Origin of the sequence: Luteimonas fraxinea (assembly GCF_021233355.1) — a bacterium.
Lineage (GTDB): Bacteria > Pseudomonadota > Gammaproteobacteria > Xanthomonadales > Xanthomonadaceae > Luteimonas > Luteimonas fraxinea.
In genome coordinates this window covers 741,025-757,841 of sequence record NZ_CP089507.1, presented here as the reverse complement: position 1 = coordinate 757,841, position 16,817 = coordinate 741,025, and the positions used below count along the sequence as shown (strand labels likewise).

Sequence of the window (16,817 nt, the reverse complement as noted above, 5' to 3'; positions counted from 1 at the left end):
TGTGCGGCCCGATCCCATGCGAGGCCCGCCGATGCAGCCCTTCCGACCCCTCTCCGGCCTGGTGTGTGCCGCACTGCTCGGCGGTTGCGCGGGCGGTCCCGCGATGTCGGCTAGCGAGCGTCCCGCGATCGGCGGATTGACCGCCTACGCGCCGGGCTTCGATGCCGTGATCGCGTCCGACGCAAAGATCGAGCGTCTGGCCGAGGGCTTCACCTGGGCCGAAGGCCCAGCGTGGATCGAGGATGGCGGCTATCTGCTCTTCACCGACGTGCCGCAGAACCGCATCCATCGCTGGTCGGAAGCGGAGGGCCTGTCGGTGTTCCTGGAACCCTCCGGCTACGACGGTCCACCCACCGATGTGCTGCGCGAGGCCGGCGCGAACGGCCTGCACGCGGAGCCGTCGGGCACGGTGCTGCTGGCCGATTCCGGCAGCCGCACGCTGGCACGGCTCGATCCGCGGACCAAAGAGAAGACCGTGCTGGCGCGCGCATTCGACGGCCGCCGCTTCAACAGCCCCAACGATGTCGTGCGCCGTAGCGACGGCGCGATCTTCTTCACCGATCCGCCGTACGGCCTGAAGGATCTCGATGAGTCGCCGGTCAAGGAATTGCCGTTCAACGGCGTCTACCGGCTCGATACCGACGGCCGTGTGCATCTGCTCGACGACGGCCTGACCCGTCCCAACGGCATCGCGCTGTCGCCCGACGAACGCACGCTGTATGTCGCCAATTCCGATCCCGAACGCGCGATCTGGATGGCGTATGCACTCGACGCCGAAGGCGCCGTCACCTCGCGACGCGTGTTCGCCGATGCCGGTGATCTGGTCGGCGACGACGCGCCCGGTCTGCCGGACGGCATGACCGTCGCCGCGAATGGCACCGTGCTCGCGACCGGTCCCAGCGGCGTGCTGGTGTTCGCGCCGGATGGCACGCGGCTCGGTCGTATCGAAACCGGCGGCGCGGTCGCCAATGTCACCTTCGGCGGCGACGGTCACACGCTGTATCTGGCGTCGGACAGCTTCATCGCGCGCGTGCGCTTGAAGATCGCAGGGCCTGCGACGTCGAAGTAATACACAACACGTCGCGCCCGGATCGCTGACCTGCATGCTCACTACGCTCGCCATCGCCCATTACCGTTCGTTGCACACGCTGGTCGTGCCGATGGGGCGGCTGAATCTCGTCACCGGTGCCAACGGCAGCGGCAAGTCCAGCCTGTATCGCGCGCTGCGCCTGTTGGCCGAAACCGCGCAGGGCGGCGTGGTGTCGGCGCTGGCGCGCGAAGGTGGCCTGCAGTCCACGCTGTGGGCTGGGCCGGAAACGCTCAGCGCACGCATGCGCCGCGGCGAGGTGCCGATCGAGGGTGGCCCGCGACAGCAGCCGGTCTCGTTGAAGCTCGGCTTCGCCGGCGGTGACTTCGGCTACGCGATCGATCTCGGTCTGCCTGTGCCCTCGCAGTCGCTGTTCGCGCAGGATCCCGAGATCAAGCGCGAGGTGATCTGGGGCGGCCCGTTCCTGCGTCGGGGCAACACGCTGGTCGATCGCCGCGGTGCGCTGGTGCACGTGCGAGACGGTCGCGAATGGCGCGTCGCCGGTGAGCATCTGAATCCGTTCGAGAGCCTGTTCGGCCAGATCGCCGATCCGCGCAATGCGCCCGAAGTGCTGCAGCTGCGCGAAACGATCCGCGGTTGGCGCTTCTACGATCACTTCCGCGCCGATGCCGATGCGCCGGCGCGTCTGCCCCAGCTCGGCACGCGCACGCCGGTCCTCAGTCACGACGGCCACGATCTCGCCGCGGCCTGGGCGACGATCCGCGAGATCGGTGATGTCCAGGCGCTGGATGCCGCGGTCGCCGATGCATTTCCCGGCGCGCGCGTCGAGGTGCTGGTGGAAGGCGGGCGCTTCTCGCTGCAGTTCCGCCAGCACGGGTTGCTGCGGCCACTGTCGGCCGCCGAGCTGTCGGACGGCACGCTGCGCTATCTGCTGTGGATCGCCGCGCTGCACACACCGCGCCCGCCGCCGCTGATGGTGCTCAACGAACCCGAGACCAGCCTGCATCCCGATCTGCTGCCGGCCCTGGCGCGACTGATCGCCGGTGCATCGCGGCGCACCCAGGTCTGGGTGGTCTCGCATGCGACGCGGCTGATCGCCGCACTAGAGCAGAGCCCGGACTGCAATCCGGTCCAGCTGGTCAAACGCGACAGCCAGACGACGATCGACGGGCAGGGCATGCTGGATGCGCCCGCCTGGTACTGGCCGGAGCGCTGAGGCCGCAACGGTTCACCAGATCGACGCGCGTGCCGATGGCGCGACGAACAGCGCGTGCCCTTCGCGCACCTCGAACGCGTCGTACCAGGCCTGCAGATTCCGCACAACGCCGTTGACCCGGTAGCGCGCGGGCGAGTGGTAGCCCTGCTCGATGTCGGATTTCAGCGAGGCCTCGGTGTCGAGACAGCGCCACAGCTGCGCCCATCCGAGGAAGAAACGCTGTTCGCCGGTGAAGTCGTCGCGCTTCGCGCGGGTGTCGATGCCGTGCGCGGCGGCGTAGAGACGATAGGCATCGAGCGCGATGGTCACGCCGACCAGATCCGACAGGTTCTCGCCGAGACTGCGGCGCCCGTCGAGATGCGCGCCGGGCAGCGGCTCATACGCATCGAACTGCGCGATGAGCACGTCGGTGCGCGCATCGAACGCCGCGCGTGTCGCAGGCGTCCACCAGTCGCGCAGATTGCCCTGGTCGTCGAAGCGCGAGCCCTGATCGTCGAAACCGTGCGCCATCTCGTGGCCGAGCACGGCGCCGATCGCGCCGAAGTTCACCGCGGCGTCGGCGGTCGCATCGAACGCGGGCGCCTGCAGCAGTCCGGCCGGAAACGTCACCACATTGAGCTGCGGACTGAAGCTGCCATCCACCGACTGGGGCGGCAGATGCCAGCGGTACGGCAGCGTGGGATCCACGAGATGACGCGACTCCAGCGCAACCTTGGCGGCAAGCAGGCGATGGATGTTGCCGATCGGATCGGTCGGCGCAATGTCGACCTCGGCGTAATCGCGCAGATCATCCGGATAGCCGAGCCGCAGGCCCATCGCGTCGATTTTCGCCAGCGCGGTCGCGCGCGTGTCGGCATCCAGCCAGTCCGCGGCCTCGATGCGCGTGCGGAAGGCCTGCTTCATGAAGGGCGCCATCGCATCGATCGCGTCGCGGCTTTCAGGCGGGAAGAACTGTGCGACGTATCGCGCACCTACGAGTTCCGGAAGATTCTGGCTGACGAACTGGATGCCGCGGTCCGCGCGCGATCGCGGGGTGGTCTGGCCGGCCAGCGTCGTGCCGTAGAACTGGAAGCTGGCGTCCTGGTAGGCCGTCGGCAGCAGGTGCGCGTGGTTGTGGATCCAGTGGAAGGCGATATACGCGCGCCATGTGTCCACCGGCGTCCCGGCGAAGATCGCCGCGCAATCGCGAATCGCGGTGTCGGTGTTGAGCACGATGGTGTCGACGGGCGGATGGCCGGTCGCGGTGAGATACGCCACCCACGGGAAGCCCGGCGCATAGGCATCGAGTTCCGACACCGGCATCGGGTGGTAGTTGCGCCTGCGGTCACGCAGCAGTTCGGCGTTCCACTGCACCGCGGAGAGACGCGTCTCCAGTGCGAGCACAGCCGCGCCGCGAGCTTCGCCGTCGTCGATGCCGGCGCGCGCCAGCGTCTGCGCGATGTAGTCGACGTAGGCCGCGCGTTGCGCGGTGCTTGTGGCGTCGGTCATTGCGTACTGGCTCGCCCGCGGCAGGCCCACGACGCGGCCGTTGGCGATCTGCTGGTCGAGATGCAGCAGGCTGCGGCGTGTGTCTCCCGCATCCAGGAACACATAGGCACCCGCGATGGTGTGCGACATCGGGTGCGCCATCCATGCGGCGACGCCGTCGGCGCTGTCGATCGCCATGATCGCGTCCAGGTCCGCCTGGATCGGCTGCAGGCCCGCGCGGTCGATTGCCGCGACGTCGGCGTAGCTGGTGTAGAGATCTGCCAGCTTGCTGCTGCCTGTGGGCTGCGCCGCTGCATCCTCGATGATCGTGCGGATGCGCGCTTGCGTGCGCAGGAACATCGCGTTCAATTCGTTGTACTGCGTGTAGCCGGCAGGACGTTGTGCAGTCTCCAGCCACCCTTTGTTGACGTAGGTGTAGAAGTCGTCGCCCGGCGCGATCCCGGTCTGCATGTGTGCGAGATCGATGCCCCAGCCACCGGCCGTCTGCGTGCCCGGACTTGCGAATGCGCGCGGTGTCGCAATGGCCAGCGGAAGCAGTGCGAGGCCTGCGCACAGGCGGCGTCGTGAATGATTCAAGTCTGGCGGCGTGCGGTATGCGGGCACAGGCTGCTCCGGGAAGAGGTGTCGTTCTGCGCCACCGGCACGCAGTCGCGCACGTGATCACCACCAGCCTGCGGGTTCAGGCCGGTGGTGCAGGGCGTGTCGGGTTGCAGCGCCGCCATCGGCTGCACTGCGCGATCCTCAGGACTCAGAGGCGCTCGATCAGACCGTTGCGGATTGCCGCATCCATCAGCGCACGGGCTTCGCGTTCGGCGCGCGCGCTGGCGGTCTGCTGGCGCGTCGCGAGTGCGGTCTGTTCGCGTGCCAGCGCCACCTGCTGTGTGGCGAGGCGCTGCATCTCCGCCTGCATCCCGGCCTGCTGGGTCTGCAGCGCGGCAGTGACGTTCGCATCGACGGTCGCCCGGACGTTGACGTTCGCAAGCGCGCGCTGCGCAGTCTGCACCGCGATCTCCGCCTGGCGTGCGCCGAGCGTGCCCTGCTGCCCACCGAGCGTGCCCTGGCGTGCGCCGAGTGCGCCCTGCGCCGCGCCGAGTGCGGTCACTTCGGCGTATGCATCGCGGATCGCCTCGATCGTGGCGCGGTCGCGGACCACGTAGCGCGCATCGCCGCGACGCATCCACAGCACTGGCGCATCGCCGTGACGTACTGCCTGGGCTTCGCGCAGATCGGACGTGGCACTGACCGCGATGCTGTGGTCGTCGTCGAGCAGCACGAACGCGTTCTCTCCAGCCTCCATGCCCAGCGTGAACGTGCCGCGCAGCCCAGCGCCAAGTGGTTCGGGCGGTGCGACCGGCGCGGGCGGTGCCGGTGGTGCCGGTGGTGCGGCAGGCCGCGGCGGCGCGGCGGGGGCCGGCGGCGCGGGCATGTCGGCCGGATCGACGGCGACGCCATTCCGGGTTGCGGTCGTCGTCGACGTGCGTGTCGTAAGTGGCGTCGGCTTCGATGCAGGCGCCGGACGCGCTGCGGCGACGGGGGGTGTCTGCGGTGCGGCGGCCGGTGTCGCAGCGGTCAGGCGATAGGGCATGACACCGACGACGCCGATCGCGACGGTCATCAGCACCGCGACGATGCGCGGGAAGGACGAAGTGGTCTGCAGCATGGTGAGTCTCCGCTTGAGCAGGGTGAAGTCGGGCGAGGCACTGGCCAGCCCGGCGCAGGGACGCGGTGCGACGCCGAGGCGCAGCAACAGCTGGCCGTATTCGCGCGCGCAGTGACGGTTGCCTTCGAGCACGGCGGCATCGCAGGCGGCTTCGCGGCTCAGGCCGTATTCGCGTGCGGCCAGATGGGCGAGGGGATGGAAGAAGAACAGGTGTTGCGCGAGTGCCGGCACGAGGCCGAGCCACAGATCACGGCGCTGCAGATGCACCAGTTCGTGGGTCAGCGCCATATCGAGTTCATCGGGCTGCATCGAGTCCGCGTGGTGCGCAGGCAGCAGCAGGACCGGGCGCCACGGACCGACGAGCTGCGGCGAATCGATCGCATCCGACAGGCGCAGACGCGGAGGCGCACGCAGGCCATGTGCCTCGGCGGCGAGCGCGAGTGCATGCAGCAGGCTGCGGTCGCGACAGCGCACCGACGTGCGCAGCAGGCGGCGCGTCGCGAGGCAGCCACGCAGGCTGCGCGTGACCATCACGCTGAGACCCAGCAGCCATGCCACGGCGAGCGCGAGCGGCCACGACCACGCGGGCGATGCCGCAGTTGCCTGTGTCGGTGCGAACACGATGGACGCCTCGTCCGACGTGATCGCCGGCGCGACCTGTGCGACCTGCAGCGCGGGCTGCACCGCTTCGGCGGGCAGCAGCGGAAGCCCCATCGGACTGGACCACGCAAGACCAACCAGCAGCTGCAGCGCGACCAGCCACCACAGCCAGCACCGGGTCGCGGCGGACAAGCGCGGCACGAAGCGGCACAGCGCCCAGACCACCGCAACGAGAATCGCGGACTGCACGCTCGCGGCCAGCAGGCGCGGCAGCAGGATGTCGCTGATCAGTTCGAGGGCCATCTCAACGCTCCTTGCGCTTGGATTGCAGATTGGCGACCAGCGCCTCGAGTTCGGCAAGCTCGTCGGCGCTGACGTCCTTGCGCTCCGACATCCACGCGACGAATGGCGACACCGAACCCTGCAGCGTCTTCTCGACGAAACTGCCGACCGCATTGCGCACCACGTCGTCCTGGCGCGCGGTGGCCGAGTAGCGGTACACGCCGCCGTCGCCCTGTTTGCGCTTGAGGTAGGACTTCGCGCGCAGGCGTTCCATCATCGTCAGCACCGTGGAGCGGGCCAGCCCGCGCGGCTCCCCAAACGTCGCCGCGACCTCGCCGACAGAGGCGGCGTCGTGCTCGGCGATATGCTGCAGAAGGGCCAGCTCCTGGTCCCCGACGGTCTTGCTGCGCATGGCATGTTCCCTGGTGACTACAACTGTAGGCAGATTGCGCCTGACTACAGATGTAGTCAATAGGTGGGATGTCATTCCGTCGTCTGGCGGGGGCAGCGCATGTGGCCGCGCGCGCGACGCCGGTTTCCAGCTGAAGGTTCAGCGGCATCCCGTCATCAGCTGACCGTGCTTCCGTCGACATCCATCCGGCACACATGACGACGCCGCCGATGCGCTGACGTGCGTGATGCGGCGACTGTCAGACAACGGCTGTCCGTCGATCTGTGACCGCCCGGATGCGCTGGAGACGTGCCCACGCACCACGCACGCAGTGGTCGCGTACTCGCAGCACGACACAACTGGCACGCATCCGGTGCGCTTGATCGCGACATCGTGCGGTGCAGGCGCTTCTCTGCACGGGCAGTGCTGCAGCCAGCGCCGCTCAATCGAGCCCGAACGATCCGGTTTCCACCGCGCCTGCGCGCGTGTAGCGCGACACGACGATGCCAGTCGGCGACACGACGGATGTCTGCAGTGAGAAGGTCACCGCCTGCGCATCTGTGCCGAACAGCCGCTTGCCGGCGCCGAGCAACACCGGGAACGTCATCAGCTGCAGAGTGTCGACGAGATCCGTCGCCAGCAGCTGCTGCACGAGCGCGCCGCTGCCCTGGGTCAGCAGATCGGGGCCGTCCTGCGCTTTCAACGTGCGCAGCGCGCCGATCACGTCGTCGCCCAGCGCACGGCTGTTCTGCCAGTCCAGCGATTCGGGTCGATGTGTGGCGACGTGCTTGGTCACGCCGTTGAACAGCTTCGCGAGGTGTGCGTCGTTGTCGTCGGCCCGCACACGCGGCCAGTGCGCGGCGAAGATGTCGTAGGTGTGGCGGCCGAGCAGCAGGTCGAAGGGCTGCGCGAACAGGGCGTCGATGGACGCGCCGAACACCGGATCGGCGAAGGGCACGGTCCAGCCGCCGTAGGCGAATCCTTCGCTGGTATCTTCCTGCGGCCCGCCAGGGCCCTGCAGGACGCCGTCGAGGCTGACGAACGCTGCAACGATGAGCTTGCGCATGGTGTGTCTCTGGTTGCGTGGTGGCCGCCGGGCGGCGGTCTCATCATGACGACGCACGCACGTGTGCGGAATCGACATCCGATGCGTGCGATCCCGCAACGCATGACGCGGCCACGTGGGGTCGTGCGCGCTGATGCAGGCGTGCTCATGGGTTCACATCGGCGTGGCTAGACTCGCCGCCACTCCACTTCGCGGACTCCTCGCCATGATCAAGCGCCTCGCTTCCGTCGCACTCGTTGCCCTGCTGGCCGCCTGCAGCGCGCCTGCCGAACGCAGCACCGATGCGGTCACGCCCGTCGGCGGCCCCGACAAGGCGACCGTGACCAACGAAGCCGACTGCCAGCGTGTGGGTGGGCAGTGGACCCAGCTCGGCCGCGCGCCGGTCAAGCAGTGCCTGCGCCAGACGACCGACGCCGGCAAGGCATGCACGGATTCCGAGCAGTGCGAAGGCCAGTGCCTTGCGCCCGAGGGCAGCGTCGACGGCACCCAGCTCGGCGGCACGTGCAGCGTCGATACCAATCCTTTCGGTTGCCAGCAGCGCCTGCGCGACGGTGTGGCATCGACGATCTGCGTCGACTGAATGGCACGCATTGCCCGGCGTCATGCCGGGCGATGACCGCGGCAACTTCATGGGGCCTGCATAAGGCGGGGCATAGGGTCGATGTTCACCCGCGCCCCGGAGGCGTCATGACCAGTCCCATTTTCAAGTTTGGTGTGCCGATGCTGCTCGCGCTCGCGTCGACACCCGTGTTCGCCCAGCAACTCCAGCAGCCCACGACGCCTGCCCGTCCGGCGACGCAGCCTGCTGCCGCGCCGATGACGCCTGCAGTGCCGGCAACGCCGTCGCAGCGTGGCCAGCCGCCGGGCACGATTCCGTCCAACGGTCCCGCCCCGCAGATGCGACCGCAGCCGGCGACGCCTGCGAACCAGCCGATCGCGCCACGTGCGATGCCCACGCAGGTGCGTGACGCGCAGGGCCGCATCGTGCCCGGCGCGCAGGAAGTGGTGCCCGGTCGCGCACGCGATCCGGTGACCGGTCAGGAATTCCAGACCACGCCGCCGCCGCGTCCGTAACTCGTTCTGTCAGAGAAGCGCGCCGCCGATGACCGGCGGCGCGCATGCCGACCTCAGTCGAGGGTCGGATAGTCGGTATAGCCGGCGTCGCCACCGCCATAGAACGTCGCCTGATCCGGCGTGTTGAGCGGTGCATCCTCGCGCAGCCGTCGCACCAGATCCGGATTCGCGATGAAGGGGCGTCCGAAGGCCACGGCATCGGCGTGGCCGGACGCGACCGCCGCTTCCGCATCGGCCTTGTCGTAATCGTTGTTGACGATCCACGCGCCGGTGCCACCAGCCTTCGCATACGTCGCCTTCAGCGCGGCGTAGTCGAACGGCGCATCGCCCTGCGTGTAATCGCGCTCGCCACCGGTCGCACCTTCGATGATGTGCACGAACGCCAGACCGAGCGTCGCCAGCACCTCAACGACGTGCGCGAACAGCGGCTGCGGATCCGGATCGTGTGCATCGTTGGCCGGTGTGACCGGCGAGATGCGGATGCCGGTGCGATCGCCACCGATCTCGTCGACCACGGCGCGCATGACTTCGCCCAGGAACCGCGCGCGGTTCTCGATGCTGCCGCCGTAGGCATCCGTGCGCGCATTGCTGCCGCTGCGCAGGAACTGGTCGATCAGATAACCGTTGGCGGCATGCACTTCGACGCCGTCGAAACCGGCGTCGATCGCGGCGCGCGCCGCGCGGCGGTAGTCCTCGACGATGCCAGGCAGCTCGTCGAGTTCGAGCGCACGCGGCGTGGAGGTGTCGACGAAAGTGCCGTTGCCGTCGGCGTCATGGATGAAGGTCTTGCTCTTGGCCGCGATCGCCGACGGCGCCACCGGCGCCTGGCCGTCGGGCTGCAGCGAGGTATGCGAGATGCGACCGACATGCCACAACTGCACGACGATGCGGCCGCCTTCGGCATGCACTGCGTCGGTGACGCGGCGCCAGCCCTCGAGCTGCGCCGGCGCGTACAGACCCGGCACATCGGCGTAGCCCTGACCCTGATGGGTGATCGCGGTGGCCTCGGTGACCAGCAGGCCGGCGGTCGCGCGCTGCGCGTAATAGAGCGCGGTGCGCGGCGGCGGAATCGCGTCCGGCGAACGGTTGCGGGTCAGCGGCGCCATCACGACGCGGTTGGCGAGCGACAATGCGCCGGCGGTCAGGGGATCGAACAAGGTCGGCATCGGGGGAGGTTCCTGGCAGTGAGCGCCAAAACTGCTGCGCGCGACGCCGCTTTTCAAGCGCGGCGATGGCGCGCACTACGGGATGCTCCGTTGCGAATGCGCGTAAGGCCGTCATCCCACCGTCATCACCACGGGCCAACCGGGCAGGCGCTAGCGTCCATTCACCTGATGCCGAGCCTGTCCCCGATGCCGCAAGCGAATGTCCGTAACCCCGTCATCGAACGCACGGCGATGGCGCGATGAGCGTGCTCGACCAGATCGGCGCGGCCGTCGCGCGTGAACTCGCATTGCCGGATGTGGACACCTCGACGACGATCGTCGTGCGCGTGCTCGTCGCCGCGATCCTCGGTGGCATGGTGGGCTGGGAGCGCGAGCACAAAGGTCGCGCGGCGGGGCTGAAGACCCACATCCTGGTGTCGATCGGCTCGGCGCTGTTCGTGCTCGCGCCGTTGTTGAGCGGTATCGACGGTGGCGACGTGACCCGCGTGATGCAGGGCATCGTGTCCGGCATCGGGTTTCTCGGCGCCGGCGCGATCTTGAAGCTCGACAAGGGCGAGCGCATCGAAGGCCTGACCACGGCGGCCGGCGTGTGGATGACCGCCGCGATCGGCATGGCCGCGGGCATGGGTCAGGAGATGGTCGCGCTCGCGACGACGGTCATGGCGCTGCTCGTCGTCAGTGCCCTGCCGAAGCTGCAGCGTCCGAATGCGAACCCGGGACGCGAGGTGCAGCCCGACGACTGAGACGCGTGGCGCGGGACTGAACAGTTCCACCGCGCATTGGGGTTTTCGCGACGGCGGTTTCATCTGCGGGCCCGCACGGTGGGTGCTCGAACCCAACGCAAGCGGAGATTCCCGAGATGAGCAACAAAGACGAAATCAAGGACGGCGGCCGCGATCTCAACCGCGACCCGATCACCAAGGCGCCCGGCGCGCATCCGATCGGCGTGGGTGTCGGCGGTGCAGCAGGCGGCGCGGCTGCAGGCGCAGCGGCTGGCACGGTATTCGGACCGGTCGGCACCCTGATCGGTGCAGCCATCGGCGTCGTTGCCGGCGCAGCGGTCGGCAAGGGCGTCGCCGAGCGCATCGACCCGACCGGCGAAACCGAGTACTGGCGCGACGCGCATCGCGAACGCGACTACGTGAAGGCAGATCACGATTACGACCGCGACTACGCACGGGCCTATGGCCTGGGTCTGCAGGCGCGCGAAGCCGAGCGCACCCGCGACTGGGGCGAGTCTGAAGCGTCGCTGCAGGAGGAATGGGAATCGGCACGTGGCGAGTCCCGTCTTGCCTGGGATGACGCGCGTCCCGCTGTCCGCGATGCCTGGGACCGCACCGATCGCACCTACGATCTGTACGAGCGCAGCGATGCCTATTACGCCGATGCGTTCGAGAAGGCGCCGTATCGCGATGCCGATGCGGACTACAGCCACTACCAGCCGGCCTATCGCTACGGCGCGTATGCACGCACCCGCCATGCGGACCGCGCCTGGGATGACAGCCTGGCGGCCGAGCTCGAAAGCGACTGGACCAACCGTCGCGGCGATTCGCCGCTGGACTGGGATCGCGCGAAGGCTGCGGTGCAGGACGCGTACGTCTCGCATGACCGCTACACCGGCGGCGGCTACATCCGCGAGAACAGCGGCCGTGACGATACCGACCGGTTCCGCGTCGGCTGAGTCTGCGGGTCACTGAGAAACGGAAAGGGCGCGCCAGTTGGCGCGCCCTTTCTTGTTCTGGGGAAGCTGGCGCCTGTGACCTGTGGGTGCGTTGTGCGCTTTGACTGCACAGCAAAAATGGATCCCAGCGTGCACTGGGATGACGGCCGTGAGGGGCCGTGCGACGGCGGTGCGGACCGGGCGGAGTGCTCTGTCACCGCCGCATGCATTGAATACTCCGCCCGTCATCCCAGCGCACGCTGGGATCCATCTTGATCTTCGCGTCCTCCTGCACGAAAACTGGCCGGCCGGCCGGCACGCGCGTGATGCAATGCACGCGCGCGTCGTCCTCAATCGCTGCGACGACAGAACGCCATCAACCTCAGCGGTTCCCGCCCAACTCCACCACCGGCTTGAACCCGCCGTAGATCATCCGCTTGCCATCGAACGGCATCGGATTCTTCTCGGGATCCATGCGCGGATCGCTGCCATCCATCATCTTCGCGAACGCGGCATCGCGAGTCGCCTTGTCGGGCCATTCGATCCACGAGAACACGACCGTCTCGTCGTCCTTGGCCTGCACGGCCTTGCGGAAATCGGTGAGGGTGCCGTCCGGCACGTCGTCGGCCCAGCACTCGAGGATGCGCGACGCGCCCAGTTCCATGAAGAACGCATCGCCGCTGGTGGCGTGGTCGATGAACTTCTGCTTGTTCGCGGTGGGAACGGCGATGACGAAACCATCGATGTAGGACATGGCGGAACTCCTGTCGGTGCGCGGTTTGCGCGGGTGTACTGCGGCAGTCTGCTGCAGGCTTCGTATAGGACGACGCAGCAGCGTCGACCATTTCGACATCCCGGCGCAGCGCATTCAGCGAATGCCGCGTCCGCTCAGCCGGATTCCGATGCCTCATCGAACGCGCCGAGGATCGGGCAGGGGCCACGGCCGCCGCGGCCGCAGCGGTGCGCCAAGGTGGCCAGCGCATCGCGCGCCTGCTGCAGTTCCGCGATGCGGGCATCTAGCGCGGCGATGCGCTCGGTCGCCAGGCTGCGCACGCGACTGCGGTCGCGTGTCGCATCGAGGGCCAGCAGTTCGGCGATGCCGTCGAGGGTGAAGCCGGCTGCCTGCGCACTGCGGATGAAACGCAGCCGGCGCAGGTCCGCTTCGCCGTAGCGCCGGATGCCCGCGCCGCGCGACGGTGTGTCCAGCAAACCGCGGCGCTGGTAGAAGCGGATCGTCTCGACGCCGACACCGCCTGCATCCGCCAACGCGGAAATCGTCATCGCGTCCACGCTTGACTCCGTACCCTGGTACGGACGGTATACAGGGCGGTATCCGGCGCCGGCAAGGCGTCGCTTCGAGGAATTCCGATGTCGACGTCCGCCTCCCGCCCGCGCGCGGCGCTCCACCGCATGGTCATGCCCGGCCATGTCTGCCCGTTCGGCCTGAAGGCGCGGCATCTGCTGCGCAGCCACGGCTACGACGTCGAAGACCACTGGCTGGAGACGCGCGAGGCCACCGATGCGTTCAAGGTGGCGCACGACGTCAAGACCACGCCGCAGGTCTTCATCGACGGCATACGCATCGGCGGCCACGACGATCTGCGTCGTTTCCTGGGGTTGAAGGTGCGCGACCCGAAGGCGACGACGTATCGGCCGGTTGCCGCGTTGTTCGCGATGGCCGCGCTGATGGCGCTCGCGCTGTCCTATGCGGTTTACGGCAGCGTGCTGACGGTGCGCGCGGCCGAATGGTTCGTGGGTTTGAGCATGTGTGTGCTCGCGCTGCTGAAACTGCAGGACGTGGAGACCTTCTCCAGCATGTTCCTCAACTACGACCTGCTGGCGAAACGCTGGGTGCCGTACGCGACGCTGTATCCGTTCGCCGAGGGGCTCGCCGGCGTGCTGATGGTGGCCGGCGCGCTGACCTGGTTCTCCGCGCCGCTGGCGCTGGTGATCGGCGGTATCGGTGCGGTCTCGGTGTTCAAGGCGGTCTACATCGGGAAGCGCACGCTCAAATGCGCCTGCGTCGGTGGCGGCAGCAACGTGCCGCTGGGTTTCGTGTCGCTGACCGAGAACCTGATGATGGTCGCGATGGCGATCTGGATGCTGCTCGCGCCGCTGTTATGGCCGGGCCTGCACGCGGCGATGTGAGCCGCATGCAGGCGCGCTGCTTCATTCGACTTCGAACTCGCCGACGAACACTGTCTCGCGTGCATCCGACAGGCGCAGCGTGATGCGCTGGTCGGTCTGCGCCGCGGTGCCGAAGCCGGTGCTCAACCACAGCTGCAGCGTCGTGGCGCCGGTGACCAGCTGCTGGTGCTGGCCGAAGAAGTTCGCTTCCACGCGATAGATGCCGGGCTTGGCATCGCGCAGCGCGAATTCTTCCGGACCGTAGCCGCGGGTGAAGTCCGGCGACATGCGCGCGCCCTGACGGGTCAGCCGGTTGCCGTAATAGGCCTTCTCGCCGTCCGGGTCGGTGACCCACAGATCCATGTCGCTGTCGTCGCTGTCCCAGCTCAGTACCGCGCGCAGGTCCAGCGGCAGATTGCGCAGCAGGCGCGGGTCGATGGCCGAGGTATCGAGCGGCGCCGGCGCGGTCGCAACCAGTGCATTGAGTTCGGCCAGCGCGGTCAGTTCGATCTCGGCGAACCGGCCGTTCCAGTCGCCGTCGACGACCTCGGCGAGCAGATCGATCGCGCGCTGGCGGTTCCCGATCGCTGCACACGCGAGTGCGAGATCGCGTAGGCTCTGCGGTTCTTCCGGCCGCATCGCCAGCACGCGTTCGAGAACCGGCACGGCGAGGTCGTCGCGCTTCATTTCGCGCAGGCGGTAGGCCAGCACGCGCAGCACATGCGGGTTGTCGAGATCCAGTTCGGCGAGGTTCGACAGCACGCGCAGTGCGAGCGCGGTCTCGCCGCGACGCTGCAGCACATCGGCTGCATCCAGATAGAACGCGGTGCCCTGGACCTCGGCATCGCGCGCATCGAGATAGCGCGCGTAGACCTCGCCATCGGGCGCCTCTCGCAGGCTTCGGGCGAGCGGGGCATCGGACTGCCAGGGATTCAGGCGGATCGTCGCGGCTGGGGACGCAGCGACGGATGCATTGGCCAGATCGTTCGCGCTGCCCGCGATCGGCGCCGGTGCGGACCGCATCGCCATCGGCGCCGCTGCGGCTTCGGCCATCATCATCGGCGCGGCAGCAGGCGCGGGTGCGGGCGGTGGCGGTGGCATTGCGCCCATGGAGTCCAGCGCTTCCTGCGCCGCAGCGATCTGCGGCGGCGCGTCCTTCGGAAACACGCGTTCCCACCACGCGATGCGCTCGGCCCAACCGCGCGCGACGGCATCGCGTCGCGTCTGCCGGTCGCGCGCCTGCGTGGCCGCGGTCTGCAGGCGTGCGGCGGCCACCGCTTCGGCGATGGAGGCGGGCGCTGCGATGTCGAAGCGCACGTAATCCTCGATGCGTTCGAGCACCAGCAGGGATGTGCCGGGTGTCACCAGTTCGAAGCGCTGCCCGAGTGCGGCAATGCGCTGGCGGTTGCGCTCGGGTTCGGCCTGCAACGCCGCAAGCTGGAAGCGTGCCCACTGCAATGCGGCCAGCTCACCCTGTGGCGTGCGCGCAGCATCGATCGACAGCGGGATGCGCTGCGTGCGGCCGCCGGTGCGCACCACCAGCGTCAGGTCGGCGCGCTGCGCATCGAGTCGGCCGGCGATGCGCAAGATGCCGGGCATCGCCACGTTCGACTCGGCGACGAGTTCGCGTGCGCCGATGCCTTCGATCGCATCGAGAATTGGTTCATCACGCAGCAGTGCGCGGGTCGCGGCGGGCAATGCGGCGGCATCGCGCAGGTCGATCGCGCGTCCATGCCGCGCCTGTGCCAGCGCGGCCAGTCGCGCCGTGTCGCCGTTCGCCGACTGCACGGTGTACAGACGCTGGCCGTCGGCGAGCGCCGGGAACGCGTCGGCGCCGTGGTTGAACAGGCCGTCGCCGAACAGCAGGAACTCGGGCGTGTCCGCTGCAGGTGTCCAGCCGCCGGCTGCGGTCGCGCCGTCGTAGACCGTCGACTCCAGTTCGCAGCGCAGCGCCCGCCAGTCGCCGCCGCGCACCTGGAAGCGCTGCGGCGCCTCCGCGACATCGCGCAAACGCAGCAGTTCCACCTCGATGTCGCCGGCCGCGCGGAAATACGCGTCCAGCAGCGCGAATTCCAATGCATGCGCACGTGTGCGGCCGGACATCGAGCTGTCCCACAGCAGACTGACGCGGCGCGGCAGCACGCGCGGCGTATCGGCCGCGTCGACCGGCACATCGGCCACGAACCAGGTCGCGCCGTCGCGGCGCTGCAGTTGCACGGCCGGTCGCCGTTCGAATGGCACCTTCAGCGTCGCGATGCCGGCATCCGCGATGTCGCCAGCGCGCAGCGTGATGCGGTGACCTGCGCCGGATCGCGTGATCACGGGTGTGCCCACGAGTCCGGACAGCACCGGTCGACCGGATGTTGCCAGCGTCAGCTCGATGCGGTCGAGCCCGCGGGCGAATGCGAGCGGCAGCGTCACCGTGTCCGCACGTCCGTCGCGCTGCAGCGGTGCCATCAGCACCAGCCGCACCTGCCGGGTGCCGCCGGGCGCGAACGGGTAGACGCGCAATCGGAACGCGTCACCCGCCGTTTGTTCGAGCAGGCCCGGATCGACACCCTCGCGGACGATGGTCTCGAACACCTCACGGCCGCGATCCTTCGGGACCGGCACCGCATCGCGCATCATGCCGTCGATGTCCAGCGCAAAGCCGACGATCTGCTGGCCCGGCGCGAGCGGGAACTGCAGATTGCCTTCGAGCACGCGGCTTGATGGATTGCGGAGCGTCAGATCGATCGTCGTCCGCGCGACACCGGCGCCGGTCTCCACGCGCATCGACGCGGATTCGAGTTGCACCGGCGATTCGCCGGCATCGGCGACCACCAGCGGCGGTGCGACGAGATCGGGCATGCGCTGGGCCGTCGTCATCGTCGGCAACAGCACGGTCAGACAGAGCAGGGCACAGAGGCCGAAGCGGAGACGAGACATGGCGACATCCTTGGGCAGTGCTGTCTTCAACGGACGTCGGCCGCGAGTGGGGTTGCAACTGGGCATTCGGCCCCCTTCACGTGCCCATTCAGATTGATGCGGGAGGATCGC

Annotated in this window: 16 protein-coding genes; 7 read left to right on the top strand and 9 right to left on the bottom strand. The window is 68.5% G+C overall.

Going from position 1 to position 16,817, the window contains the following annotated elements:
• Positions 1–16 precede the first annotated feature (16 nt).
• Positions 17–1,069 carry an SMP-30/gluconolactonase/LRE family protein gene (locus LU699_RS03260; RefSeq protein ID WP_425491189.1) on the top strand — a complete coding sequence of 351 codons (1,053 nt, stop codon included), beginning with the start codon at positions 17–19 and terminating at the stop codon, positions 1,067–1,069.
• A gap of 34 nt (positions 1,070–1,103) precedes the next feature.
• The gene (locus LU699_RS03255; protein WP_232134545.1) at positions 1,104–2,264 is read left to right on the top strand and encodes an AAA family ATPase; all 1,161 of its coding nucleotides are present in this window, start codon (positions 1,104–1,106) and stop codon (positions 2,262–2,264) included.
• A 12-nt stretch (positions 2,265–2,276) separates the two neighbouring features.
• On the opposite strand, the gene LU699_RS03250 is transcribed toward LU699_RS03255, so the two are convergent.
• From LU699_RS03250 to LU699_RS03230, 5 genes are all read right to left on the bottom strand, one after another.
• The gene (locus LU699_RS03250; RefSeq protein WP_232134546.1) at positions 2,277–4,328 is read right to left on the bottom strand and encodes a M13 family metallopeptidase; all 2,052 of its coding nucleotides are present in this window, start codon (positions 4,326–4,328) and stop codon (positions 2,277–2,279) included.
• Positions 4,325–4,483 (bottom strand): hypothetical protein, encoded by a 159-nt coding sequence (locus tag LU699_RS03245; protein ID WP_232134547.1) that lies wholly within the window; start codon positions 4,481–4,483, stop codon positions 4,325–4,327. The genes LU699_RS03250 and LU699_RS03245 overlap by 4 nt, the downstream gene beginning before the upstream one ends.
• Positions 4,484–4,500: 17 nt before the next feature.
• Positions 4,501–6,315 (bottom strand): M56 family metallopeptidase, encoded by a 1,815-nt coding sequence (locus LU699_RS03240; protein WP_232134548.1) that lies wholly within the window; start codon positions 6,313–6,315, stop codon positions 4,501–4,503.
• A 1-nt stretch (position 6,316) separates the two neighbouring features.
• Positions 6,317–6,706 carry a BlaI/MecI/CopY family transcriptional regulator gene (locus LU699_RS03235; RefSeq protein WP_232134549.1) on the bottom strand — a complete coding sequence of 130 codons (390 nt, stop codon included), beginning with the start codon at positions 6,704–6,706 and terminating at the stop codon, positions 6,317–6,319.
• 421 nt (positions 6,707–7,127) lie between these two features.
• On the bottom strand, positions 7,128–7,751 hold the full coding sequence (locus tag LU699_RS03230) for a dihydrofolate reductase family protein (RefSeq protein ID WP_232134550.1): 624 nt from the start codon (positions 7,749–7,751) through the stop codon (positions 7,128–7,130).
• A 205-nt stretch (positions 7,752–7,956) separates the two neighbouring features.
• Between LU699_RS03230 and LU699_RS03225 the strand changes: the two genes are divergently transcribed.
• Both LU699_RS03225 and LU699_RS03220 read left to right on the top strand, forming a co-directional pair.
• Positions 7,957–8,331, top strand: a complete 375-nt coding sequence (locus LU699_RS03225; RefSeq protein WP_232134551.1) for a hypothetical protein — start codon at positions 7,957–7,959, stop codon at positions 8,329–8,331.
• 107 nt (positions 8,332–8,438) lie between these two features.
• Positions 8,439–8,825 carry a hypothetical protein gene (locus LU699_RS03220; protein ID WP_232134552.1) on the top strand — a complete coding sequence of 129 codons (387 nt, stop codon included), beginning with the start codon at positions 8,439–8,441 and terminating at the stop codon, positions 8,823–8,825.
• Positions 8,826–8,878: 53 nt separating this feature from the next.
• Here LU699_RS03220 and LU699_RS03215 read toward each other — a convergent pair whose 3' ends face one another.
• Entirely contained in the window at positions 8,879–9,991 is a 1,113-nt protein-coding gene (locus LU699_RS03215; RefSeq protein WP_232580480.1) for an alkene reductase, read from the bottom strand.
• A 239-nt stretch (positions 9,992–10,230) separates the two neighbouring features.
• Between LU699_RS03215 and LU699_RS03210 the strand changes: the two genes are divergently transcribed.
• Together LU699_RS03210 and LU699_RS03205 are read left to right on the top strand one after the other, a co-directional pair.
• The gene (locus LU699_RS03210; protein WP_232134554.1) at positions 10,231–10,734 is read left to right on the top strand and encodes an MgtC/SapB family protein; all 504 of its coding nucleotides are present in this window, start codon (positions 10,231–10,233) and stop codon (positions 10,732–10,734) included.
• A 116-nt stretch (positions 10,735–10,850) separates the two neighbouring features.
• Positions 10,851–11,672 (top strand): hypothetical protein, encoded by an 822-nt coding sequence (locus tag LU699_RS03205; protein ID WP_232134555.1) that lies wholly within the window; start codon positions 10,851–10,853, stop codon positions 11,670–11,672.
• Positions 11,673–12,033: 361 nt separating this feature from the next.
• On the opposite strand, the gene LU699_RS03200 is transcribed toward LU699_RS03205, so the two are convergent.
• Positions 12,034–12,405, bottom strand: coding sequence for a DUF1428 domain-containing protein (locus tag LU699_RS03200; protein ID WP_232134556.1), 372 nt, complete (start codon positions 12,403–12,405; stop codon positions 12,034–12,036).
• A gap of 134 nt (positions 12,406–12,539) precedes the next feature.
• The gene (locus LU699_RS03195) at positions 12,540–12,932 is read right to left on the bottom strand and encodes a MerR family transcriptional regulator (protein ID WP_232134778.1); all 393 of its coding nucleotides are present in this window, start codon (positions 12,930–12,932) and stop codon (positions 12,540–12,542) included.
• Positions 12,933–13,019: 87 nt separating this feature from the next.
• Here LU699_RS03195 and LU699_RS03190 point away from each other — a divergent pair, with 87 nt between their 5' ends.
• A complete protein-coding gene (locus LU699_RS03190; RefSeq protein WP_232134557.1) occupies positions 13,020–13,799 on the top strand; it encodes a glutaredoxin family protein in 780 nt (259 codons plus the stop codon).
• A 21-nt stretch (positions 13,800–13,820) separates the two neighbouring features.
• Here LU699_RS03190 and LU699_RS03185 read toward each other — a convergent pair whose 3' ends face one another.
• Positions 13,821–16,706, bottom strand: a complete 2,886-nt coding sequence (locus LU699_RS03185; RefSeq protein ID WP_232580479.1) for a VIT domain-containing protein — start codon at positions 16,704–16,706, stop codon at positions 13,821–13,823.
• Between the last annotated feature and the right edge of the window lie 111 nt (positions 16,707–16,817).